23 protein-coding genes and 1 pseudogene are annotated in these 22,222 nt (G+C 72.7%); 5 read left to right on the top strand and 19 right to left on the bottom strand.

Features of this window, described 5'->3' with window-relative positions; translation table 11 throughout:
• The first annotated feature begins 3 nt into the window (after positions 1 to 3).
• From D7294_RS17745 to D7294_RS17765, 5 genes are read left to right on the top strand one after another with little or no spacing between them, the layout of a single operon-like run.
• The gene (locus tag D7294_RS17745) at positions 4 to 1,083 is read left to right on the top strand and encodes an SRPBCC family protein (protein WP_120680829.1); all 1,080 of its coding nucleotides are present in this window, start codon (positions 4 to 6) and stop codon (positions 1,081 to 1,083) included.
• Complete coding sequence (locus D7294_RS17750) at positions 1,080 to 1,463, top strand: gas vesicle protein (RefSeq protein WP_174248374.1); 384 nt, start codon at positions 1,080 to 1,082, stop codon at positions 1,461 to 1,463. The genes D7294_RS17745 and D7294_RS17750 overlap by 4 nt, the downstream gene beginning before the upstream one ends.
• The gene (locus tag D7294_RS17755) at positions 1,460 to 2,308 is read left to right on the top strand and encodes a GvpL/GvpF family gas vesicle protein (RefSeq protein WP_120680832.1); all 849 of its coding nucleotides are present in this window, start codon (positions 1,460 to 1,462) and stop codon (positions 2,306 to 2,308) included. The genes D7294_RS17750 and D7294_RS17755 overlap by 4 nt, the downstream gene beginning before the upstream one ends.
• Positions 2,295 to 2,525: a gas vesicle protein gene (locus tag D7294_RS17760; protein WP_120680834.1), complete on the top strand. Its 231-nt coding sequence runs from the start codon at positions 2,295 to 2,297 to the stop codon at positions 2,523 to 2,525. Before D7294_RS17755 ends, D7294_RS17760 begins: the two co-directional genes overlap by 14 nt.
• Entirely contained in the window at positions 2,522 to 2,797 is a 276-nt protein-coding gene (locus D7294_RS17765; protein WP_120680836.1) for a gas vesicle protein K, read from the top strand. The genes D7294_RS17760 and D7294_RS17765 overlap by 4 nt, the downstream gene beginning before the upstream one ends.
• Before the next feature lie 56 nt (positions 2,798 to 2,853).
• Here D7294_RS17765 and D7294_RS17770 read toward each other — a convergent pair whose 3' ends face one another.
• The 19 genes and pseudogenes from D7294_RS17770 to thrB all read right to left on the bottom strand — a co-directional run bounded on the left by D7294_RS17770 (position 2,854) and on the right by thrB (position 22,029).
• Complete coding sequence (locus D7294_RS17770) at positions 2,854 to 3,300, bottom strand: DUF2550 domain-containing protein (protein ID WP_120680838.1); 447 nt, start codon at positions 3,298 to 3,300, stop codon at positions 2,854 to 2,856.
• 70 nt (positions 3,301 to 3,370) lie between these two features.
• The gene (locus tag D7294_RS17775) at positions 3,371 to 3,754 is read right to left on the bottom strand and encodes a F0F1 ATP synthase subunit epsilon (RefSeq protein ID WP_174248375.1); all 384 of its coding nucleotides are present in this window, start codon (positions 3,752 to 3,754) and stop codon (positions 3,371 to 3,373) included.
• Positions 3,755 to 3,871: 117 nt separating this feature from the next.
• Positions 3,872 to 5,326: a F0F1 ATP synthase subunit beta gene (gene atpD / locus D7294_RS17780; RefSeq protein ID WP_120680842.1), complete on the bottom strand. Its 1,455-nt coding sequence runs from the start codon at positions 5,324 to 5,326 to the stop codon at positions 3,872 to 3,874.
• 2 nt (positions 5,327 to 5,328) lie between these two features.
• Positions 5,329 to 6,306 carry a F0F1 ATP synthase subunit gamma gene (locus tag D7294_RS17785; RefSeq protein WP_120680844.1) on the bottom strand — a complete coding sequence of 326 codons (978 nt, stop codon included), beginning with the start codon at positions 6,304 to 6,306 and terminating at the stop codon, positions 5,329 to 5,331.
• Positions 6,307 to 6,309: 3 nt separating this feature from the next.
• Positions 6,310 to 7,881 carry a F0F1 ATP synthase subunit alpha gene (atpA, locus tag D7294_RS17790; RefSeq protein WP_120680846.1) on the bottom strand — a complete coding sequence of 524 codons (1,572 nt, stop codon included), beginning with the start codon at positions 7,879 to 7,881 and terminating at the stop codon, positions 6,310 to 6,312.
• A 135-nt stretch (positions 7,882 to 8,016) separates the two neighbouring features.
• The gene (locus D7294_RS17795; RefSeq protein WP_120680848.1) at positions 8,017 to 8,847 is read right to left on the bottom strand and encodes a F0F1 ATP synthase subunit delta; all 831 of its coding nucleotides are present in this window, start codon (positions 8,845 to 8,847) and stop codon (positions 8,017 to 8,019) included.
• Positions 8,844 to 9,389, bottom strand: coding sequence for a F0F1 ATP synthase subunit B (locus D7294_RS17800; RefSeq protein WP_120680930.1), 546 nt, complete (start codon positions 9,387 to 9,389; stop codon positions 8,844 to 8,846). The genes D7294_RS17795 and D7294_RS17800 overlap by 4 nt, the downstream gene beginning before the upstream one ends.
• A gap of 48 nt (positions 9,390 to 9,437) precedes the next feature.
• Positions 9,438 to 9,668 carry an ATP synthase F0 subunit C gene (gene atpE, locus D7294_RS17805; protein ID WP_120680850.1) on the bottom strand — a complete coding sequence of 77 codons (231 nt, stop codon included), beginning with the start codon at positions 9,666 to 9,668 and terminating at the stop codon, positions 9,438 to 9,440.
• 145 nt (positions 9,669 to 9,813) lie between these two features.
• Positions 9,814 to 10,623 (bottom strand): F0F1 ATP synthase subunit A, encoded by an 810-nt coding sequence (gene atpB, locus D7294_RS17810; protein ID WP_120680852.1) that lies wholly within the window; start codon positions 10,621 to 10,623, stop codon positions 9,814 to 9,816.
• Between the two features lie 269 nt (positions 10,624 to 10,892).
• Positions 10,893 to 11,318 carry a Cg1360 family ATP-synthase-associated protein gene (locus D7294_RS17815; RefSeq protein ID WP_120680854.1) on the bottom strand — a complete coding sequence of 142 codons (426 nt, stop codon included), beginning with the start codon at positions 11,316 to 11,318 and terminating at the stop codon, positions 10,893 to 10,895.
• A 776-nt stretch (positions 11,319 to 12,094) separates the two neighbouring features.
• A pseudogene (locus D7294_RS17825) lies at positions 12,095 to 13,259 on the bottom strand (MraY family glycosyltransferase); the annotation flags it as partial.
• Positions 13,260 to 13,478: 219 nt separating this feature from the next.
• The gene (locus D7294_RS17830) at positions 13,479 to 14,174 is read right to left on the bottom strand and encodes an arsenate reductase/protein-tyrosine-phosphatase family protein (RefSeq protein WP_120680856.1); all 696 of its coding nucleotides are present in this window, start codon (positions 14,172 to 14,174) and stop codon (positions 13,479 to 13,481) included.
• Positions 14,171 to 14,818 carry an L-threonylcarbamoyladenylate synthase gene (locus D7294_RS17835; RefSeq protein ID WP_120680858.1) on the bottom strand — a complete coding sequence of 216 codons (648 nt, stop codon included), beginning with the start codon at positions 14,816 to 14,818 and terminating at the stop codon, positions 14,171 to 14,173. The genes D7294_RS17830 and D7294_RS17835 overlap by 4 nt, the downstream gene beginning before the upstream one ends.
• Before the next feature lie 34 nt (positions 14,819 to 14,852).
• Positions 14,853 to 15,752 (bottom strand): peptide chain release factor N(5)-glutamine methyltransferase, encoded by a 900-nt coding sequence (gene prmC / locus D7294_RS17840; RefSeq protein WP_120680932.1) that lies wholly within the window; start codon positions 15,750 to 15,752, stop codon positions 14,853 to 14,855.
• Positions 15,753 to 15,777: 25 nt separating this feature from the next.
• Complete coding sequence (gene prfA, locus D7294_RS17845) at positions 15,778 to 16,848, bottom strand: peptide chain release factor 1 (RefSeq protein ID WP_120680860.1); 1,071 nt, start codon at positions 16,846 to 16,848, stop codon at positions 15,778 to 15,780.
• Positions 16,849 to 16,985: 137 nt separating this feature from the next.
• Entirely contained in the window at positions 16,986 to 17,210 is a 225-nt protein-coding gene (gene rpmE / locus D7294_RS17850) for a 50S ribosomal protein L31 (RefSeq protein WP_120680862.1), read from the bottom strand.
• Positions 17,211 to 17,330: 120 nt separating this feature from the next.
• Positions 17,331 to 18,482 carry an LCP family protein gene (locus D7294_RS17855; RefSeq protein ID WP_120680864.1) on the bottom strand — a complete coding sequence of 384 codons (1,152 nt, stop codon included), beginning with the start codon at positions 18,480 to 18,482 and terminating at the stop codon, positions 17,331 to 17,333.
• A 174-nt stretch (positions 18,483 to 18,656) separates the two neighbouring features.
• On the bottom strand, positions 18,657 to 20,621 hold the full coding sequence (gene rho / locus D7294_RS17860) for a transcription termination factor Rho (protein ID WP_120680866.1): 1,965 nt from the start codon (positions 20,619 to 20,621) through the stop codon (positions 18,657 to 18,659).
• A 481-nt stretch (positions 20,622 to 21,102) separates the two neighbouring features.
• Positions 21,103 to 22,029, bottom strand: coding sequence for a homoserine kinase (thrB, locus tag D7294_RS17865; RefSeq protein WP_120680868.1), 927 nt, complete (start codon positions 22,027 to 22,029; stop codon positions 21,103 to 21,105).
• Positions 22,030 to 22,222: the final 193 nt, after the last annotated feature.

A 22,222-nucleotide genomic window follows, 5' to 3' on the forward strand; every position in this document is an offset into this window, starting at 1 on the left:
CTCATGGCCAACGAGGAACGGGGTGGCGGCGCCACCCAGGAGCTCGGCGAAAGCTTCGAGCGGCTGCGTCACGAGGTCGTGGACTTCCTGAACGCCCAGGCGCGCCGGCTCGCCGAGAACGCGGGCGACAGGGTCTCCCGGCTCACCGAGAAGATCAGCGGCGACACGGGCGGCGCGCTGCCCAAGGCGGGGGCGCGCCTCCTCGGCGGCGAGTCCCCCGGCAAGGCCGTGGCCAAGGAGGGCGCCAAGAGTCTCAAGGAGGGCACGGTGGGCAAGGCCAAGGGCCTGGTCGGCAAGGGCGGCGGGGGCAACGGGGGCGGCGACGGCGGGGGCAAGAGCGGGGATGTCAAGGTGACCGGCATCATCGAGAGCATCGACGTCGGCGCCCCGCTGCGTGACTGCTACAACCACTGGACGCAGTACCGGGACTTCGGCGAGTTCATGAAGGGCGTGCAGAGCGTCGAGCCCTCGGGCGACGAGGACCAGCCGGAGACCACCTGGAAGCTCAAGATCGGCCCCTCCAACCGCGACTGGAAGGCGACCGTCCTCCGGCAGATCCCCGACGAGCGCATCGAGTGGACCTCGGAGGGCAGCAAGGGCGACACCCGCGGCGTGGTGACCTTCCACGAGCTCGCCCCGCGGCTCACCAGGATCGTCGCCGTCGTCGAGTACCACCCGGAGGGCTTCTTCGAGAAGACGGCCAACCTGTGGCGCGCCCAGGGCCGCCGGCTGCGCCTGGACCTGAAGGCGTTCCAGCGCTACGTGACCCTCGTCGCCGACGAGGTGCCCGAGGGCTGGCGCGGCGAGATCCGCGACGGCCGGATCGTCCGCAGCCACGAGGACGCCCTGGCCGCCGAGCGGGGCGAGGGCGCCGAGGGCAGCGAGGGCGAAGCGGCCGAAGAGGAGGAGCAGGCCGGCCGGCGCCCCGGCCGCGGCGCCCCGGAGGCGGGCGGCGGGCGCGGGAGGGCCGAGGACGACGAAGAAGCCGAGGACGAGGACGAAGACGACGAAGACGAAGACGAAGAGGAAGAAGACGAAGAAGACGACGAGGACGAGGACGGCGAGGAGGCTGAGCGGCGGTGACCCACACCCGGCACACGCTGGAGGCCTACGAGCCCCTGGAGCCGTACCCGCCGCGGACGGCCAACCTCGCCGACATCCTGGAGCGCATCCTCGACAAGGGCATCGTCATCGCGGGCGACATCAAGATCGACCTGCTCGACATCGAGCTGCTGACCATCAGGGTGCGGCTGTTCATCTCCTCCGTCGACACCGCCACCAAGGCCGGCATCAACTGGTGGGAGACCGAACCCGCCCTCTCCACCCGCGCCAACCAGGACGCGCTCGCCGACGAGAACCGCCGCCTCCGCGAACGCCTCGCGGAGCTGGAGACCTCGGACGACTGCCTGTCCGCCGACGTACCCAGCACCAGGAAACGAGGCCGGGAGCGCCGCACTTCATGACAGCAACCGCCACCACCGCCCGCCCCGCACGCAACGCCACGGCCGTCTACGTCTTCGCCGTCTGCCGCGGCCTCGCCGCCCCCGCCCTCGCCGGGCTGCCCGGCCACCGCGACGGCGGCGCCCTGCGCCTGCTCGCCGCGGGGAGCCTGGCCGCCGTCGCCCAGGAGGTGCCGGCGCGGGAACACGACGAGGAGGCGCTGCGCCGCCGCCTCGCCGAGCCCGCCGAACTCGAAGGCTACGCCAGGGCGCACCACGAGGTGGTCGCCGCCGTGGCCGCCGCCACCACGGCCGTTCCGCTGCCGCTGGCCACCCTCTACCTGAGCGAGGAACGCGCCAGGCAGGCCGTGGCCGGCAACGCGGCGCGCTTCCACCGCGTCCTGGACCGGCTGACCGGCCGCGCCGAGTGGGGCCTCAAGCTCTACGCCCTGCCCCGGGAGCCCGCCGCCGCGGCGGGCGCCGCGCCCGTGCCCGAGGCGGGCGCGCCCCAGGACCCACCCGCCTCGGGCCGCGCCTACCTGGAGCGGCTGCGCGGCCGGCAGCGGGACCGGGAGGCGCGGCGGGAGGCCGCCTGGCTGGCGGCGGAACGCGTCGACGCGGCGGTCGGGGAACTGGCCGTCGCCGCCAGACGGCTCCGCTGCCACGGCCAGGAGGCCGGCGGCCCCGAGCGGCAGGTGCTCAACGCGACCTACCTGGTGGACGCGGGGCGGGCCCGGGAGCTGGCCGCCCTCGTCGCCCGGCTGCGCCGGGACCCGGCGCTCGCCGCGCACGTCAGGCTGGAGCTGACCGGCCCCTGGGCGCCCTACTCCTTCGCGGACGAGGGGGAGGCCGCCGATGGCGAGGGATGAGCCCGTCCCCTGGCAGGGCGAGGAGGGCCCCTACGGCCCGCTCGGCCTGCCGCTGGTGGACCTGCTCGACCGGGTGCTCGGCGCGGGCGTGGTGATCAGCGGGGATCTGGTGATCGCGATCGCCGAGGTGCCCCTGATCCGGCTCTCCCTGCACGCCCTGCTGGCCTCGGTCAGCGACCGGGTGCCGGCGCCCTGGGCCGACGGGGGGCGGCTGTGACGGCCCGCGTCGACCTCGACGCGGAGAGCGTCGGCCGCGACCTCGCGGCCCTGGTGCTGACCATCGTGGAACTGCTGCGTCAGCTCATGGAGCGGCAGGCGGTGCGCCGGGTGGAGGCGGGGGAACTCACCGAGGAGCAGGTCGAACGCGTCGGAACCACGCTGATGCTGCTGGAGGACCGGATGGGGCAGCTGCGCGCCCAGTTCGGCCTGGCCCCCGAGGATCTCAACCTGGACCTCGGCCCGCTGGGCTCCCTGCTGCCCCGCGACTGAAAAAACCCCGCCCGGTCGCATCCGGCTGCGGGGTGTGCGGGCGGCGCGGGCCGCCGTCAGGCCACGTTGACGCGCTGACCCGGGGGCGCGGCCTCAAGCCAGGCCAGGAACCCGGTCAGCGCATCCTCGCTCATCGCGAGCTCCACGTCCCACTCCTCGTGCCGGCAGCTCAGCACCACCGCCCCGGGCAGCAGCGCAAGCTCCTCGTCGCCCACTGGCCGGCGCCGCTCGCGTACCTGGATGCGGTCGCGTTGCAGCGCCCGCCGCGGGCGCAGCGCGTAGGAGAAGACCCGGAACCACTCGACCTGGTCTCCGTTGTAGCGCGCCACCCCGTACAGCCAGCCCTTGCCGGGGGACTGCCCGGCCTGGGGCGGCTGGAACCTGGCGCTGCAGTCGAAGGTGCCGCCCGAGCGCTGGATCAGCCGCCGCCGCAGCCCGAAGCCGAAGAGGCCGCACACCAGCAGCAGGAGCAGCGCCGCGAGCACAAGCAAGGCGAGGATCACCGCTTTTGACCTCCTCGCCTCGTGCCGTGTTCCCTGTCGTGCCCCCCTGGTGGGCGGTGGTGCGGTGCGGTCAGCGCGCCGCCGCGGCGGCGCGCAGCCGGACGTCGGCCCGCCGCTCGGCGTCCGCGTCGGCCTCGGCCCGCGCCTGCTCCAGGGCACGCTCCGCGCGCTCGACGTCGATCTCGTCGGACAGCTCGGCGATCTCCGTGAGCAACGACAGCTTACCGTCCGTGTACGACAGGAAGCCGCCGTGCACCGCGACCACCACCGTGCCCTGGCCGCTCTCGCCCGCGGTCCTGATGATCACGGCGCCGGACTGCATCACGGCGAGCAGGGGCTGGTGGCCCGGCATGATGCCGATGTCGCCCGCGGTGGTGCGCGCGACGACCAGGCTCGCCTCTCCGGACCAGACCCGGCGGTCGGCGGCGACCAACTCGACGTGCAGCTCAGCCACGATGGCTCCTCATCCCTGGTAGTCCCTGGCTAGTCGAAGAATAGATGGGGCGGGCAGGCAGCCGTGGGGCGGGGTGCCCCCGCCCCACGCACAGCTTCCGGGTACCGCGGGCCGCGGTCAGGAAACGCCCAGCTTCCTGGCCTTCTCCTTGAGGTCGTCGAGACCACCGCACATGAAGAACGCCTGCTCGGGGAAGTGGTCGTACTCGCCGTCCGCGATCGCGTTGAACGCCGCGATCGACTCGTCCAGCGGGACGTCCGAGCCGTCGAGGCCGGTGAACTGCTTCGCCGCGTGGGTGTTCTGCGACAGGAAGCGCTCGATCCGGCGGGCCCGGCTGACGGTGAGCTTGTCCTCCTCGCTCAGCTCGTCCATGCCGAGGATGGCGATGATGTCCTGGAGGTCCTTGTACTTCTGCAGGATGCCCTTGACGCGCGAGGCGCAGTCGTAGTGGTCCTGCGAGACGTAGCGCGGGTCCAGGATGCGGGAGGTCGAGTCCAGCGGGTCGACCGCCGGGTAGATGCCCTTCTCGGAGATCGGCCGGGAGAGCACCGTGGTGGCGTCCAGGTGGGCGAACGTCGTCGCCGGCGCCGGGTCGGTCAGGTCGTCGGCGGGAACGTAGATCGCCTGCATCGAGGTGATCGAGTGGCCGCGGGTGGAGGTGATGCGCTCCTGGAGCACGCCCATCTCGTCCGCGAGGTTCGGCTGGTATCCCACCGCGGAGGGCATGCGGCCCAGCAGCGTGGACACCTCGGAGCCGGCCTGGGTGAAGCGGAAGATGTTGTCGATGAAGAACAGCACGTCCTGCTTCTGCACGTCGCGGAAGTACTCCGCCATGGTCAGGCCGGCCAGGGCGACCCGGAGCCGGGTGCCCGGCGGCTCGTCCATCTGGCCGAAGACCAGCGCGGTCTGCGGGAGCACGCCGGACTCTTCCATCTCCACGATCAGGTCGTTGCCCTCACGGGTGCGCTCGCCGACGCCCGCGAAGACCGAGACGCCCTCGTGCAGCTTGGCGACTCGCATGATCATTTCCTGGATGAGCACGGTCTTGCCCACCCCGGCGCCGCCGAACAGGCCGATCTTGCCGCCCCGCACGTAGGGGGTCAGCAGGTCGATGACCTTCAGGCCGGTCTCGAACATCTCGGTCTTCGACTCCAACTGGTCGAAGGCCGGGGCCTTGCGGTGGATCTCCCACCGCTCGGTGATGTCCTTCTCGGCCTCGGGCTCGTTCAGGATGCGGCCCAGGGTGTTGAAGACGCGGCCCTTGGTGACGTCGCCCACCGGCACTGTGATGCCGTGGCCGGTGTCGGTCACCGGGGCCTGGCGGACCAGGCCGTCGTTGGGCTCCAGGGCGATGGTGCGGACCAGGCCCTCGCCGAGGTGCTGCGCGACCTCGAGCGTCAGCGTCTTGGTCGCGCCCTCCTGGGCGGGGTCGGCGATCTCGACGGTCAGCGCGTTGTAGATGTCGGGCATCGCGTCGACGGGGAACTCCACGTCGACGACCGGGCCGATGACTCGCGCGATCCGGCCCGTCGCGGCGGCCTGCTTGGGGGCCGCCTCGGCAGCAGTAGTCATGGTCAGCGTTCACTTCCCGTCGCGCTCGCGTCGGCCAAGGCGCTCGCGCCACCGACGATCTCGGAGATTTCCTGGGTGATTTCGGCCTGGCGGGCCGTGTTGGCGGCTCGCGTGAGCGACCTGATGAGCTCTTCCGCGTTGTCCGTGGCGGACTTCATCGCCCGGCGGGTCGCGGCGTGCTTGGAGGCCGCCGCCTGGAGCAGCGCGTTGTAGATCCGGCTCTCCACGTAACGCGGCAGCAGCGCGTCGAGCACCTGCTCGGCCGACGGCTCGAACTCGTACAGGGGCAGCACCTCGCCGCGGCGTCGCGTGGTGTCCGTGGCCTCCGCCGGGTCCTGCGGCGGAACGCCCACCGGGGACTCGGCGGCCTGCTCCGCCTCCGCGCCGAAGGAGGCGGGCAGCAGCCGCCTGCGGCGCGGCGTCTGCGTCATCATCGACACGAACTCGGTGTAGATGATGTGCAGTTCGTCGACGCCGCCCTCCTCGGTCTCCCGCTGGACGGCCTCGATCAGCGGCGCCGCCACCGTCTTGGCGTCCGCGTAGGTCGGGTTGTCCGTGAAGCCCGTCCAGGACTCGCTGACCGGGCGCTCACGGAACGCGTAGTACGCCACGCCCTTGCGGCCGACGACGTAGGTGTCGACCTCCTTGCCCTCGGCCTCCAGCTGGGCGGTCAGGGCCTCGCCCGCCTTGATGGCGTTGGCCGAGTACCCGCCCGCCAGGCCGCGGTCGGAGGTGATCAGCAGCACCGCAGCCCGGCGGGGCCGCTCGGCCGCCGTGGTCAGGGGGTGCTTGACGTCCGAGCCCTGCCCCACCGCGGCCACCGCCCTGGTGAGCTCGTCGGCGTAGGGCGAGGTCGCGGCCACCCGGCGCTGGGCCTTGATGATGCGGGAGGCCGCGATCATCTCCATGGCCCGGGTGATCTTCTTGGTGGCCGTGACGGACCTGATCCGGCGCTTGTATTCGCGAAGCTGAGCGCCCATGGGTCAGTCCTCGCCCAGCAGCTTGCCGTCCGCGGTCCGGAACTGCTGCTTGAACTTGTTCACCGCGGCACGGACGGCCTCGATGGTGTCGTCGGACATCTTGCCGCCCTCGCGGATGGACGTCATGAGGTCCTTGTGCTCGCGGCCCAGGTAGTCGAGCAGCTCGCGCTCGAACCTGCGGATGTCGGCCACCGGCACGTCGTCCATCAGGCCGTTGGTGCCCGCCCAGATGGAGACGACCTGGTTCTCGGTCGAGTACGGGCTGTACTGCTCCTGCTTCAGCAGCTCGACCATCCGCTGCCCGCGGGCCAGGGCGGCCTTGGAGGCGGCGTCCAGGTCGGAGCCGAAGGCGGCGAACGCCTCCAGCTCGCGGTACTGGGCCAGGTCCACCCGCAGCGAGCCGGTGATCTGCCGGATCGCCTTGTGCTGGGCCGAGCCGCCGACCCGGGAGACGGAGATGCCGACGTTCAGCGCCGGGCGCTGCCCCGCGTTGAACAGGTCGGACTGCAGGAAGCACTGACCGTCGGTGATGGAGATCACGTTGGTCGGGATGAAGGCCGAGACGTCGTTGGCCTTCGTCTCGACGATCGGCAGGCCCGTCATGGAGCCGGCGCCCATGTCGTCCGACAGCTTGGCGCAGCGCTCCAGCAGCCGGGAGTGCAGGTAGAACACGTCGCCCGGGTACGCCTCGCGGCCCGGCGGGCGGCGCAGCAGCAGCGAGACGGCGCGGTAGGCGTCGGCCTGCTTGGACAGGTCGTCGAAGACGATCAGGACGTGCTTGCCGTCGTACATCCAGTGCTGGCCGATGGCCGAGCCGGTGTAGGGGGCGATGTACTTGAAGCCCGCCGGGTCGGAGGCCGGGGCCGCGACGATCGTCGTGTACTCCAGGGCGCCGGCCTCTTCGAGGGCGCCGCGCACGGAGGCGATGGTCGAGCCCTTCTGGCCGATCGCGACGTAGACGCAGCGCACCTGCTTCGCCGGGTCGCCGGAGCGCCAGTTGTCGCGCTGGTTGATGATCGTGTCGACCGCGAGGGCGGTCTTGCCGGTCTGCCGGTCGCCGATGATCAGCTGGCGCTGGCCGCGGCCGATCGGGGTCATGGTGTCGACGGCCTTGTAGCCGGTCTCCATCGGCTCGTGCACCGACTTGCGCTGCATCACCGTGGGGGCCTGGAGCTCGAGGGCGCGGCGGCCCACGGTCTCGATCTCGCCGAGGCCGTCGATCGGGTTGCCCAGCGGGTCGACGACCCTGCCGAGGTAGCCGTCGCCGACGCCGACGGACAGCACCTCGCCGGTGCGCCGCACCGGCTGGCCCTCCTCGATGCCGCTGAACTCGCCGAGGACGACGACGCCGATCTCGCGCTCCTCGAGGTTGAGGGCGAGGCCGAGGGTGCCGTCCTCGAACTGCAGCAGTTCGTTCGCCATGGCCGAGGGCAGCCCCTCGACCTTCGCGATGCCGTCGCCGGCAACGCTGACCGTCCCGACCTCTTCGCGCGAGGCCGCGTCCGGCTGGTACGACTGGACGAAGTTCTCCAGTGCGTCCCGGATCTCATCCGGCCGGATCGTGAGCTCCGCCATCTGGGTTCCCTGCTCTCCTTGTTGGGCCCGTAAGTTCATCCGCTACGGCCCAACTCGGGCCGCTGACTGTGTTGTGCCGCCTCGCGGTGGCGCCGTGGTGGGCGCCGCGCGGGCACGCTGCGTGACCGTCCGCCGTCAGTCCAGCCGGCGGTCCACCTCGTCGAGCCGGCCGGCGATGGTGCCCTGGATGACCTCGTCGCCGACCCGCACCGAGATCCCGCCGAGGACCGCGGGGTCCACGTCCAGGTTCAGGCGGATCTCCCGGCCGTAGAGCCGGGCGAGCGCGTCCCCGAGGCGCCGGCGCTGGCCTTCGCTCAGCGGCACCGCCGAGACGACCACCGCGACCGAACGGTTCCTGCGCTCCGCGGCCAGCTTGCTCAGCGCGTCGAGACCTCCCTCAAGGCTACGACCCCGGGGCAAGTCCACCAGCCTGCGGACCAGGCGTTCGGTGATCTCCTGGGCGCGGCCGCCGAGCAGCTCGTGCACCAGCGCCGCCTTCGCGGCCCGCGCCGGCTCGTCGCCGTCCCGGCCGCTGAGCGTGCTGCGCAGCTCGGGGGAAGAGGCGATGATCCGGCCGAAGCGGAACAGCTCGTCCTCGACGGCGTCGAGGACGCCGGCCCGCTCCGCCGCGATGATCTCGGCCGACTCCACCAGCTCTTCGAGGGCGTCCACCAGGTCCCGCGAGGAGGACCAGCGGGACCTGACCATGCCCGCGACCAGGTCGACGGCCTCGCCGCCGACCTGCCCGGCGAGCAGCCGCCCGACCAGCTCGGCCTTGGGCTCACCGGGCTGCGAGGGGTCGGTGAGCACCCGGCGCAGCGCCACCTCGCGGTCCAGCAGCGCGGTGACCAGCGCCAGCTCCTCCGCGAGCGCTGCCGGGTCGGCCGCGGTGCCGTCCAGCAGGGCGTTCAGCCGCTCGCGCGCGGCCTGGCCCGCCTCGCGGCTCGCCAGCCCGCCGGCCGTCACTTGGCCACCTCGGCGGCCCTGGCGCGCTCGTCGAGCTCGTCGAGGAACCGGTCGATCACGCGGCTCTGCCGGGCGTGGTCCTCCAGGGACTCGCCCACGAGGCGGCCCGCGAGCTCGGTGGCCAGGCGCCCGATGTCCTGGCGCAGGCTCTGGGCGGCCTGACGGCGGTCGGCCTCGATCTGGGCGTGGCCGGCGGCGATGATCTCCTCGCGCTGCCGCTGGCCCTCCTCCCGCATCTGGGCGATGAGGGCGGCGCCCTGCTCCCGCGCCTCCTCCCGCAGACGCGCGGCCTCGTGCCGGGCCTCTTCGAGGCGGGCCCGGTACTCCTCCAGGGTCTGCTTGGCCTCGGCCTCGGCGGCCTCGGCCTTCTCCATCCCGCCTTCGATGGCCTCCCGCCGCTCCTCGAGTGCCTTGTTGATCGTCGGCAGGAGCCTGGTGCGGAAGATGAAGTAGATGACGCCGATGCAGAACAGACCGATGACGATTTCGGGCCACTCGGGCAGCAGCGGGTTCTGCGGCTCGTCCGAGGCCAGGTACATCATCATGCTGTGCCTTTCGTCAGTGTCGGCTTCGTGTCTCGCGCCGGGCCGTCAGTAGACGAAGGGGGCGACGAAGCCGATGAGGGCGAGGGCCTCGACGAGCGCGAAGCCGAGGAGCATGTTGGTCCGGATCAGGCCGGTCGCCTCGGGCTGGCGGGCCATGGCCTGCACGCCGCTGCCGAAGATGTAACCGATGCCGATGCCGGGGCCGATGGCACCGAGGCCGTAACCGATGGCGCCGACGTTGCCTTCGAGGGCGGCAAGGGTGTCAAGAGCGGACATAGTGGTGAGTTCCTTCTCTCGGTAGGCCGGTGGACCAGTGGCGATGGGTCAACCGGGGGTCTGTGTCGGGTCTGTGCGGTCTGTGGGGCGGAAGAGCCGCCGGCCCGGCGGCCGTTGGCCGGGCCTGCGCTGCTCCCCGGCCGGATCAGTGCGCCTCTTCCAGCGCTCCGGCGATGTAGGTGGCGGTCAGCACGGTGAACACGTAGGCCTGCAGCGCCTGGATGAACAGCTCGAACCCGGTGAGGATGAGCGTCATGGTCAGCGAGGTCACCGAGTAGAACGTCCCGACGATCGAGCCGAGCGTGTACCAGGTCGCGATCGTGAAGACCAGGATCAGGACGTGGCCGGCGAACATGTTGCCGAAGAGCCGGACCGCCAGCGTGAACGGGCGGACGAAGACGTTCGACAGGAACTCGACCGGGGTGAGCAGGAAGTAGATCCACCGGGGCAGGCCGCTGGGCACGCAGAGGTTCCTGATGCCGCCGACGAAGCCGTTCCGCTGGAAGGTCAGCGTCATGTAGATGACCCAGACCAGCAGGGCGAGCGCCACCGGGTAGCCGATCATCGAGGTGACCGGGATCTGGCCGAAGGGCACCACGGCCCAGATGTTCAGCACCCAGACCAGGAAGAAGAGCGAGACCAGCAGCGGGACGTACCGTTCGCCCTCCTTGCCGATGACCTCCCTGGCGATGCCGCGGCGCACGAAGTCGTACCCCATCTCGGCAACCATCTGCAGCTTGCCCGGCACGACCTTCGCCCTGGCGAACGCGGCCCAGAAGAAGCCGAGCACGAAGACGGTGCCGAGGAGCGCCATCAGCATCGGCTTGTTGAACTCGATCGGGCCGAGGGTGAAGAGCGGCTCGAACTCGAACGAGAACAGCGACGGCGCGGGGTAGCCACAGTCGTGGAAGAGGTGACAGTCGGTCTCGAAGGCGAGCGTCTGGTCGGGTGTCACCGTGAGCTCCTTCGGGCAGGGCGCATGGGCAGGGCAACCTCAGGGTGTCGGCGTGGCTGCATGCCACGGTGCGGCACTGGACGGGGTCTGGCGGGAGAGAAACCGGTCGGCGCGTGCGCCACACGGCCCTGGCGGAGCGGGCGGACGCGCGGCCGTCCCGCACAGCGCGCGCGCGGCGTACCACCCTGCTCTCGACGACGGACGATAGCAGCCCGCGAGGTGGCCGATTACCCGGCCCCGGCAACGGCCGGATCGTCCTCGGTGCCTGCTCACGGCCGGTCACCCGGCGCGACGGTGGAGGGCTCGGGCTCCACGTACGGCACCTTGAGCCGCAGGTTCGCCCTGGCCTGTCCGGTCAGCCAGGCGACGGTGGCCACCAGCACCCCCGCGCCGAACGCCCGGCCGTTGAGGAAGGAGGCGTCGCGCAGCAGGAGGAGCAGGACGAGCAGCAGGCCGAGCTGGGTCGTGTAGACGACGAAGGCGAGGCCCATCAGCAGCTCCGGCCAGCGGCGCCCGCCCTCGGAGAGCGCGATCAGGCCGATCGCGAAGAACGCGGCCGCCACCGCGGCGCCGAGTGCCACCCCCAGTGCGCCCTCGGCTCCCGCCACCACCGCGCCGGCGAGGGCGCCGAGCACGCCGACCACGGCGGTCGGAAGCGCGGCACCGCGGATGATGCGGACGTCATTGGGCTGCATGGCGGCGTCTCTCCGGCGGCTGCTGGCCCTGTCGGGGGGACAGGGGGTCGGACGGAAGCGGTGGGGCTCGGTGGGGCTCGACGTGCTCCGGGTGTGGGCGGCACGGGGCGAACGGGCAGGCAGGGACAGGCTGTTGGCAGGGGACTGACAAAAAAACTGACGGGAAACCTACAGGGAGCGGGACCTGGCGCGCGGCTTCTGCGCCCGGTTTCGTGAACGCTATCACAAACTATTTGATGAGGTCTTTACCCAGTTCGTGTGGAAGAACTCACACGGATGAGTGTAATTCGAGCGTTGCGTGGCTGACGCGTCACAGCGGGTCTGTTAGGAGCGCCTGGCGAAGCGCCGGCGGCCGCCCACGGCGGTGGCCCCGTGCAGCCCGCCCTTGCGGCGCGGCGTCCCGCCGACCTGCTCGGCGGGCGGGCCGACCTGCTCGGCTGGCGGCAGCGTCTCCGCGACGGCCCCCGCGCCCGGCGCCCCCGCGGCCCCGGCGCCCGAGGCGGCGACGGCCGTCCCGGACGGCGCCTCCTCCGCCGCGGGCGCGGCCTCCCGGACCGGCGCGGCCCCGGCGGGCGCCGCCGCCCGGGCCCCGGCGGCCGGCCCGGCCGCCCCCGGCTCCTCGCCCGCGTCGGCCGCCGCCGCGGCGGCCGGGGCCCGGTCCTGGCCTGCCCCGTCCGCGACCCGCGGCTCCTCGGCCTCCCGCGGCCCGTCCTGCCGCCCCGCCTGCCCGGCCCCGGCCTCCTCGCCGCTTTCCGCGGCGGCCGTGTCCCGCGCCTGGCGCAGCCGGTAGCGGGGCGGCACGATCCACTGCGCCCAGCGGGGCGCCCGCGGCGTGAACCGGGGCATCAGCAGCACCACGAGGCCGACGGCGCTGAGCACCACGATCGCCGGCATCAGGAACGCCGCCTGCTGCACGGAGAAGGCGACCACGCCGAAGGCGATCAGCGCCGACCAGAAGTACATGATCAGCACGGCCCGGCTCTGGGAGTGCCCGATCTCCAGCAGCCGGTGGTGCAGGTGGCCGCGGTCCGCGCTGAACGGCGAGCGCCCGTTCCAGGTGCGGCGGACGATGGCCAGGACCAGGTCGACGAACGGCAGCGCGATGATCGTCAGCGGCAGCAGCAGCGGGATGTAGACCGGGGCGGTCTCGATGACGGCCTTGCGCTCGGACCCGGCGAAGAGGCCGATGGCGTCGGGGTCCACCTGCCCGGTCACGGACACCGCGCTGGCCGCGAGCACGAGGCCGAGCAGCATCGAGCCGGAGTCCCCCATGAAGATCCGGGCGGGGTGCAGGTTGTGCGGCAGGAAGCCGAGGCACATCCCGATGAGCACCGCGGAGAAGAGGGTGGCGGGGGCGGCGGCCTCGATGCCGTACCCGTACCAGATCCGGTACGTGTACAGGAAGAACGCCGCCGCGGCGATGCCGACCATGCCCGCGGCCAGGCCGTCGAGGCCGTCGACGAAGTTCACCGCGTTGATCGTGACCACCACGATGGCCACCGTCAGCAGCGTGCCCTGGAGCGGGGTGAGGGCGACCATGCCGACCTTGGGCACCGGAAGCCACAGGATGGTCAGGCCCTGGAGCACCATGACGCCGGCCGCGACCATCTGGAGGCCGAGCTTGAGCAGGGCGTCCACCCCGTACCTGTCGTCGAGGACGCCGACGACCCAGATCAGCGCCGCCCCGGAGAGCAGGGCCCGCGGCTCGTCGGAGAGGCGGAAGACCTCGCCGATGTTGGTCAGCTGGGAGGCGGCCAGCAGGCCGGCGCACAGGCCGCCGAACATCGCGATGCCGCCGAGCCTGGGCGTGGGCTCACGGTGCACGTCGCGCGCCCTGATCGCGGGCATCGCGCCCCATGCGATGGCGAACTTCCGCACCGGGCCGGTCAGCAGGTAGGTGACGGCTGCCGCGACGCACAGCGTCAACAGGTATTCGCGCACAAGATGCCCCAGTGGTCTCGCTGGACTACCGCGCAACACCCTCTCATGTTCGCGCTGCCTTGGCGGCCCCGCTGTCCCCTTGGTCCCGGCTTGCCCCTGGGTGGGATGTGAGCCCCCGGGGGGACAACGGACGCCGCGCGCCCCGGGTTCCGCGGCCCGCACCGGGCGTCCCGGCCCCCGGGCGGGGAGCCCGCGCCGGGCGGGAGCGGGCCGGGAGGGCTAGAACAGCGCCCGCCTGGGCTGCGGGCGGCGCGAGGGCACCCCGGTGAGCGCGGTGACCACCGGGTCGAGCGCCGTGCGGATCTCCTCGGCGACGCTCCTGAAGTAGGGCAGCGGGGCGCCGTAGGGGTCCTGGACCTCGTCGGCCTCGGCGTTGGGCGCCAGCAGCCAGCCGCGCAGCGCGGCGGCGGCCCTGGCCAGCGCGCGGGCGCGTTCGACCAGGCCGTCCGGGGAGGCCGCCTCGGGCAGGGTGGTCATGTCGATGGCCCGCACCAGCCGCGTGAACTCCTTGAGGGTGAACGTCCGCAGGCCGGCCGAGTGCCCCATCGAGATCACCTGCGCGCGGTGGTCGCGGGTCGCGGTGAGCACCAGGTCGGCCTGGATGACGTGCTCGTCGAGCAGCTCGCGGCCGAAGAACCCGCCGGCGTCGGCGCCGTACTCGGCGAGCAGCTGGGCGGCGTGCGCCTCCATCGGCGCCCCCTCGTGCCCCCAGGTGCCCGCGCTCTCCACGATCAGGCCGACCGCGCAGCCGCCGAGCCGGTCGGCGAGGGCCTGCCTGGTCAGCCGCTCGGTGATCGGGGAACGGCACACGTTGCCGGTGCTGACGTGCAGAATCCTGAAGACCTGCCGCGGGCCGGCCGTGGGCTCCGGCGTGGCTATGCCGGTGTCCGCGGGGCTTGGGGCGGGCGCCGTCAACGCGAGGTCTCCAGATCGGGAACGACTTTCCGCAGCTCCTCCTCGCTCACCGCCCCGGCGCGCAGCAGCACCGGCACGCTCCCGGTGACGTCGACGATGGAGGAGGGGACGTTGTCCGGGGTCTTGCCGCCGTCGAGGTAGACGGCCACCGAGTCGCCCAGCATCTCCTGGGCCTCGTCGCAGCTCTGCGGCGCCGGGTGGCCGGTCAGGTTGGCGCTGGAGACGGCCATCGGGCCGAAGGCCTTGAGGAGTTCGAGCGCGACGGGGTGCAGCGGCATGCGCACCGCGACGGTGCCCCTGGTCTCCCCGAGGTCCCAGGTGAGCGAGGGCTGGTGCTTGGCCACCAGGGTCAGGGCGCCGGGCCAGAAGGCGTCGACGAGCTCCCATGCCTTCTCGGAGAAGTCGGTCACCAGGCCGTGCAGGGTGTTGGGCGAGCCGACCAGGACGGGCGAGGGCATGCCGCGGCCGCGGCCCTTGGCGTCGAACAGGTCGGCGACGGCCGTGGCGTTGAAGGCGTCGGCGCCGATCCCGTACACGGTGTCGGTCGGCAGCACGACGAGGTCGCCGCGCCGGACGGCGGCCTCCGCCTCCCGCAGCCCGTGCTTGCGGTCGACCGGCTGCGAGCAGTCGAAGCGACGTGCCATCAGTGAAGGTCCTCTCCTCGTGACGCCCGCGTGCTCACCGGTTGACCCGGCGGGCGGTGGCGAACCTGGGCCTGTTGTTGAGGTCGGGGTGGTCCGCGGCATCGGCCCAGCCGCGGTCCTCCGTGAAGATCCAGGGCACCTGCCCGCCCTGGGTGTCGGCGTGTTCGACGACCACGATGCCACCCGGGCGCAGCAGGCGGTGCGCCGCCCGCTCCAGGCCGCGGATCACGTCGAGGCCGTCCTCCCCGGAGAACAGGGCGAGTTCGGGGTCGTGGTCGCGGGCCTCGGGCGCCACGTACTCCCACTCGGTGAGCGGGATGTAGGGCGGGTTGGAGATCACCAGGTCGACCTGGCCGCTGAGTTCGGGCAGCGCGGCCCTGGCGTCGCCGTGGTGGAGGACGACCCGGGAGCCCTCGGCGTTCCTGCGGGCCCACTCCAGTGCGCGCTCGTCCAGCTCCACCGCGTGCACCCGCGACCTGGGCACCTCCTGGGCCAGGGCCAGGGCGATCGCGCCGGAGCCGGTGCACAGGTCGACGATCAGCGGCTCGGCCACGTCCATGGCCCGGACCGCGTCTATCGCCCAGCCGACCACCGACTCGGTCTCGGGCCGCGGCACGAAGACGCCGGGGCCGACCTGGAGTTCGAGGTAGCGGAAGAAGGCGCGCCCGGTGATGTGCTGGAGCGGCTCGCGCGCCTCGCGCCTGGCCACGGCCTCCCAGTAGCGGGCGTCGAACTCGCTGTCGGGAACGGTGTGCAGCGTGGCCCGCTCGACGCCGTGCACGTACGCGGCGAGTTCCTCGGCGTCGAACCTGGGCGAGGGGACCCCGGCGTCGGCGAGCCGCTGGGTGGCCCGCGCCACCTCGCCGAGCAGCACCGAGCGCGTGGCGGGCCCCGAGGGCCCCGACGGGGTACCGGACGCGGAAGATGCAGTCACGTGGCCCACCCTACGCACCCCCGCCTCACTGCGCCGCCGCCAGCTTGGCGGCGGAGTCGGCGTCGACGCAGGCCTGGATGACCGCGTCCAGGTCCCCGTCGAGGACCTGGTCGAGGTTGTACGCCTTGAAGCCGACGCGGTGGTCGGAGATGCGGTTCTCCGGGAAGTTGTACGTCCGCACCCGCTCGGAGCGGTCCACGGTGCGCACTTGGCTGCGCCTGGCGTCCGAGGCCTCCCGGTCGGCCTCCTCGCGGGCGGCGGCCAGCAGCCTGGCGCGCAGGATGCGCAGCGCCTGCTCCTTGTTCTGGAGCTGGCTCTTCTCGTTCTGGCAGGAGACGACGATGCCGGTGGGCAGGTGCGTGATCCGGACCGCGGAGTCGGTGGTGTTCACCGACTGGCCGCCGGGTCCCGAGGAGCGGTAGACGTCCACGCGCAGGTCGTTCGGGTTGATCTCCACGTCCACCTCCTCGGCCTCGGGGAGCACCAGCACCCCGGCCGCCGAGGTGTGGATGCGGCCCTGCGACTCGGTGGCCGGCACCCGCTGCACGCGGTGCACCCCGCCCTCGTACTTCAGGCGGGCCCACACGCCCTGCCCCGGGGCCGCCTGGCCGCGGTGCTTCACCGCCACGGAGACGTCCTTGTAGCCGCCGAGGTCCGACTCGTTCCCGTCGAGGATCTCGGTCTGCCAGCCGACCCGCTCCGCGTACCTGAGGTACATGCGCAGCAGGTCGCCGGCGAAGAGCGCGGACTCGTCGCCGCCCTCCCCGGCCTTGATCTCCAGGATGACGTCCTTGTCGTCGGCCGGGTCGCGGGGGACGAGCAGCAGCCGCAGCTCGTCGGTCAGCTCCTCGCGGCGGGCGGTGAGCTCCTTGACCTCGGCGGCGAACTCCGGGTCCTCGGCGGCGAGTTCGCGGGCAGCCTCCAGGTCGTCCCCGGTCCGCTTCCAGGCCAGGTACGCGGTGACGATCGCGGTCAGCTCGGCGTAGCGCTTGTTCAGCCTGCGGGCGGTGGACTGGTCGGCGTGGATCGCGGGGTCGGCGAGCCGCCGTTCGAGGTCGGCATGCTCGCCGACGAGTTCCTCGACCGCCTCGAACATCGTGTGCTCCTGCTCTGGGGTGGGGCCTGGCGGTGCCCTGGCCGCGGCCTCGTGGGCGGCCGGGCCCTTACGGGGACGCGAAAGGCGCCGGTCCGGCGGCTCCGCGAGGGAGCCGGCGGCCCGGCGCCAGGGGGTCGCTACTTGCGGGTCGACCCGGCGTTCTTGCCGAAACGCGCCTCGAAACGGGCCACCCGGCCACCGGTGTCGAGGATCTTCTGCTTGCCGGTGTAGAAGGGGTGGCACTCGGAGCAGATGTCGGCGCGGATGCTTCCCTCGCTGACGGTGCTACGGGTGGTGAACGAGGCGCCACAGGTGCAGCTGACCTGCGTTTCGACGTACGCCGGGTGAATGTCGCGCTTCAAGGCTTCTCCTAGGTTCCGCGGGGGCGCCGGGTCGGTGCGCGGGTGCGCGCCGTGAACCGGGGCCGACGGACCAGTCTGCCAGTACCGGCCCGTGCCTCCAAAACGGGGTGGGGCCCGGGCTTATTCCGCCCGCTCCCTGGCGAGGAGGCCCTCGTCGCCGCCCTTCTCCGCGGCCGAGTCGCGCAGCGCGGAACGCGGCACCTGCCGGTCCTCCCGCAGCGCCCGCCACACCCGGTCGGCCTGCCGCTCTCGGGGGACGACGCGGTTGGGGTCGTCCCGGTCGTAGGCGACCGGCAGGGTCAGCATCCGCAGGTCGTCGCCGTCCAGGCCGTGCAGGTCCCGGGCCAGGGAGGCCAGCCTGGGCACGGAGGCCAGGTCCGAGTCGGTGGTCAGGGCGGAGGTGGCGGTGTCGGCGAGGTCGAAGAGGCGCTTGGGGTCGGTCAGCAGGTCCAGGCCCCCCACCCGGTCGGCGAGCGCCCGCACGAAGTCCTGCTGGAGCCGGATGCGGCCCAGATCGCTGCCGTCGCCCACGGCCTTCCTGGTCCGCACCAGGGCCAGGGACTGCTCCCCGTCCAGGGTGTGGGTGCCGGCCGGCAGGTCGAGGCGGCTGTCGGGGTCCTCGATGCGCTGCCTGGTGGTGACCTCGACGCCACCGAGGGTGTCGACGAGCTTGGCGAAGCCGTCGAAGTCCACCTCGACGAAGTGGTCCATCCGCAGCCCGGTGAGCTTCTCGACGGTCTTCACCGCGCACACCGGACCGCCCACGCTGTAGGCCGAGTTGAACATCGCCCTGGCGGCGGCGCGGGAGCGTCCGCCGCCGTCGGCGCGCTCGCAGGCCGGGCGGCGGACGAGGGTGTCGCGCGGCAGGGAGACGACGGTGGCCGCGTCGCGCGCCTCGTTGAGGTGGACGATCATCGAGGTGTCGGCCCTGGCGCCGCGCTGCCTGCCGTAGGCGCCGTGCTCGCCCGCCCTGGAGTCCGAGCCGAGGACCAGGATGTCGACCGAGCCGCCCGGGCTGTCGGCCGGCCGGCCGGTGCCGAGGGCGGCGTCGAGGTCGATGGCGGAGATGTTGCCGTCGAGCTTGACGTACAGGGCGGTGAGGCCCGCGCCCGCCACGAGCACCACGGATGCGAGGGCGTACACCAGGGCGCGCAGGAGCCGGCCGCGCCTGGTGCGCGCCCGGCGCCCGGCACGGCCGCGGACGCCGGCGGGAGGGGTGCGTCCCGCACGGACCGCCCGCTCGTCCCCATGCTCGTCCGATTGGGCGCTCATCGGTCCATTGTGTCCCGATATGCCGGGTTGTGCGCGTCGGGGACGGGGCCTCCCCCGGCCGCGGGCGGCCCCCGCGCAGCGGCGCGCGGAACGCACGAAGGCCGCGCCCTCGCAGACGAAGGCGCCCCTCCCCCGTCCGGGTGAGGGGCGCCTTCGCGGGCCGGCCGCCCTGGGTCAGTCGCCGTTCGGGGCCGGCGTCGTCTTCTGGATCTGGAGCAGGAACTCGGCGTTCGACTTCGTCTGCTTCATCTTGTCGAGCAGCAGCTCGATCGCCTGCTGCTGGTCGAGCGCGTGCAGCACCCGGCGCAGCTTCCAGACGATCCCCAGCTCCTCGCCGCCCATCAGGATCTCCTCCTTGCGGGTGCCGGAGGCGTCCACGTCGACGGCCGGGAAGATGCGCTTGTCGGCGAGCTTCCGGTCGAGCTTCAGCTCCATGTTGCCGGTGCCCTTGAACTCCTCGAAGATCACCTCGTCCATCCGCGAGCCGGTCTCCACCAGCGCGGTGGCCAGGATGGTCAGCGAGCCGCCGTCCTCGATGTTGCGCGCGGCGCCGAAGAACTTCTTCGGCGGGTACAGCGCGGCCGAGTCGACACCGCCGGACAGGATGCGCCCGGAGGCCGGCGCGGCCAGGTTGTAGGCCCGGCCGAGGCGCGTGATCGAGTCGAGCAGGACGACCACGTCGTGGCCGAGTTCGACCAGCCGCTTGGCGCGCTCGATGGCCAGCTCGGCGACGGTGGTGTGGTCCTCGGACGGCCGGTCGAAGGTCGAGGAGATGACCTCGCCCTTCACCGAGCGCTGCATGTCCGTGACCTCTTCCGGCCGCTCGTCGACCAGCACGACCATCAGGTGGCACTCGGGGTTGTTGCGGGTGATGGCGTTGGCCACCGCCTGCATGATCATCGTCTTGCCCGTCTTGGGCGGGGCCACGATCAGCCCGCGCTGACCCTTGCCGATGGGCGAGACCAGGTCGATGATCCGCGTCGTCAGCGCGCCCGGGTCGCTCTCCAGCCGCAGCCGCTCCTGCGGGTACAGCGGGGTCAGCTTGTTGAATTCCGGGCGGGCGCGGCCGGATTCCGCGGCCATGCCGTTCACGGAGTCGAGCCTTACCAGCGCGTTGAACTTCTCGCGCCGCTCGCCCTCGCGGGGCTGGCGGACCGCGCCGGTGACGTGGTCGCCCTTGCGCAGGCCGTTCTTGCGGACCTGGGCAAGCGAGACGTACACGTCGTTCGGGCCCGGCAGGTAGCCGGAGGTGCGGACGAAGGCGTAGTTGTCGAGGATGTCGAGGATGCCCGCGACGGGGATCAGCACGTCGTCCTCGGCCAGCTGCGGCTCGGCGACCTCGTCACGGCCCCGGCGCCCGCGGCGGTCCCGGTAACGGCCGCGCCGCCCGCGCCTGCCGCCCTCGAAGTCGTCCTCGCGGTCCCGGTCGCGATTGCCGCGGCCCTGGCCGTCCTTGTTCTGGTTCTGACCGCCCTGGCCCTGGTTCTGGCCGCCCTGGCCGCCGTTCTTCTCCTTCTGGCCCCCGTCGCGGCCCTCCCGGCGGCCCCGCTCGCCCCGTTCACCGCGGTCGCCGCGGTCGCCGCGTTCACCGCGGTCGCCCCGGTCGCCGCGGTCCCGCTTGGCCGGGCGCTCGCCCTGGCCGTCCGCCTTGACCTGCTCCGGCTTGGCGGCCTCGCCCGCGGGCTGCGCGTCCACCCGCTCGCGCTCCTGCGCCCGGTCGCCTTCCCGCTCGCCGTCGGCCGGCTTGCCCTCGGCCTGGCCGGGAATCTCGATCTGCTGCTGGGCCGCGGTCTCCTCACCGGTGCGGGCCCTGGAGGTCGCCCGGCGCTTCGGCTTCTCGGCGCCACCGGTCTCGGCCGGCTTGGCGTCGGCGGAGGAGGCGGCGCCGCCGGCCGCCTGCTTCTCCTTGATGACCTCGATCAGCTGGCTCTTGCGCATCCGCGCCGTACCCCTGATCCCAAGCTTGGCGGCGACCTGCTGCAACTCAGCCAGCACCATGCCGTCGAGGCCGGTACCAGAGCGCCGGCGCCGGGGCGCGGCGGTGGCGGCAGGAGCGTCCGTGGCGGAGGCGGTGGCAGCACCGGCAGACTTGTCGGCGGTGTCGGCACTCACGCCCATCAGATCGGTGGTGTCGCTCACGAAGGGTCCTTCCCTGGAGCGGACGTCGGCCTGTCTGGCTCGGCGACCGGTCGTGCTGTCCGGCTGCGGTCCAGTGCGGTGGACCCGCCGGTGCGGTAATCCCGCCCGTTTCACTGCATTACGGCGGAAGATCAGTTCATCGTGTGGTGCGGGGGTCGCAGAGAACCGTCGCACCGGTTCCGGAGCGTGCGCTCGGCGCTACCAGGCAGGCTGCTCAGGCAGATGAGTGGAGGCTCCCGGAAGAAAAGGTGGCCCCAGGAGGTGGGACCCCGGAATTCCGCACTGCGCCCGCCGGGACGCTACGTGCAGACTTGAGGTTAACACTACCGGATGCTGCCTTCATTCCCCCCTCTCTCTGCTTGTTTGCCGCCTCTTCCCGGGCTTTTCCCCAGGCGTTCCCGGGTCCTTCCCGGGCGTTTTGCGGCCGTCTGACACGCGCCGCCGAACGTCCGCGATCGCCTCGTTCCGCGCGGCGCTCGCGTCACTGACCCGCCCCGGCCAGCGGCAGCACGCTGGCCCCCGCCGTGTCCAGGGCCAGCCGGTTCGCCGTCCAGCCTTCGCCGGCGAGCCGGGAGATCTTTTCCGCCTGCCCGTCCTCGGCCAGGGCGAGCACGGTGGGGCCCGCCCCCGAGATCACCGCGGGCACGCCGTCCGCCCGCAGCCGGCCCACCAGGTCCATGCTGTCCGGCATCGCCCGCGCCCGGTAGTCCTGGTGCAGCCGGTCCTCGGTCGCGGGCAGCAGCAGCTCGGGACGCCTGGTCAGCGCCTCGACGAGCAGCGCCGCGCGGCCCGCGTTCACCGCGGCGTCGACGTGCGGCACGGTGGCGGGCAGCAGGCCCCGCGCGGTCTCGGTGGCCAGCGGCTGCGCCGGCACGAACACCACGGGCGCGATGCCAGCCGCCGGCTCCATCCGCACCGCTCGCGCCACCCCGCCCTCGTCCCAGGCCAGCGTGAAGCCGCCGAGCAGGCAGGCGGCGACGTTGTCCGGGTGCCCCTCGATCTCGGCGGCGAGTTCGAGCAGGCCCTCGCCGTCCAGCCTCGCCTCGCCGCCGGTGGTCACCGCGCGGGCCGCCACGAGGCCCGCGCAGATCGCGGCCGAGGAGGAGCCGAGGCCCCGCCCGTGCGGAATGCGGTTGGCGCACACCACCTCCAGGCCGCGCGGCTGCCCGCCCAGCACGTCGAACGCCGCGCGCAGCGAGCGGACCAGCAGGTTGTCCTCGTCCCGCGGGAGGGTGCCGGCGCCCTCGCCCGCGATGTCCACGTGCAGCCCGGCGTCCGCCACCCTGACGACCACGTCGTCGTACAGGCCGAGGGCCAGCCCCAGCGCGTCGAAGCCCGGGCCGAGATTGGCGCTGGTGGCGGGCACGCGTACCCGCACGGCGGCGGCGCGGAAGGCGGGATGGGCCATCGCTCGATGACTCTCCTTGGTGAGATGTGCGGCACGTTCCCCCTGGAGCGCGCGGTGCCGGCGAGCGGGCCGCGCGGGTCGTGGCCCCCGCCTCGCGAACCTGCCGGCGTGCGGTACACCACCCGGGACGAATACCAGCCTATCGAAGGAAGGTTCAGACGCGATACAGGGCGGCGTGGTGTCGCCGGTGGCC

Origin of the sequence: Streptomyces hoynatensis, assembly GCF_003626535.1 — a bacterium.
Taxonomy (GTDB): Bacteria; Actinomycetota; Actinomycetes; order Streptomycetales; family Streptomycetaceae; genus Streptomyces; species Streptomyces hoynatensis.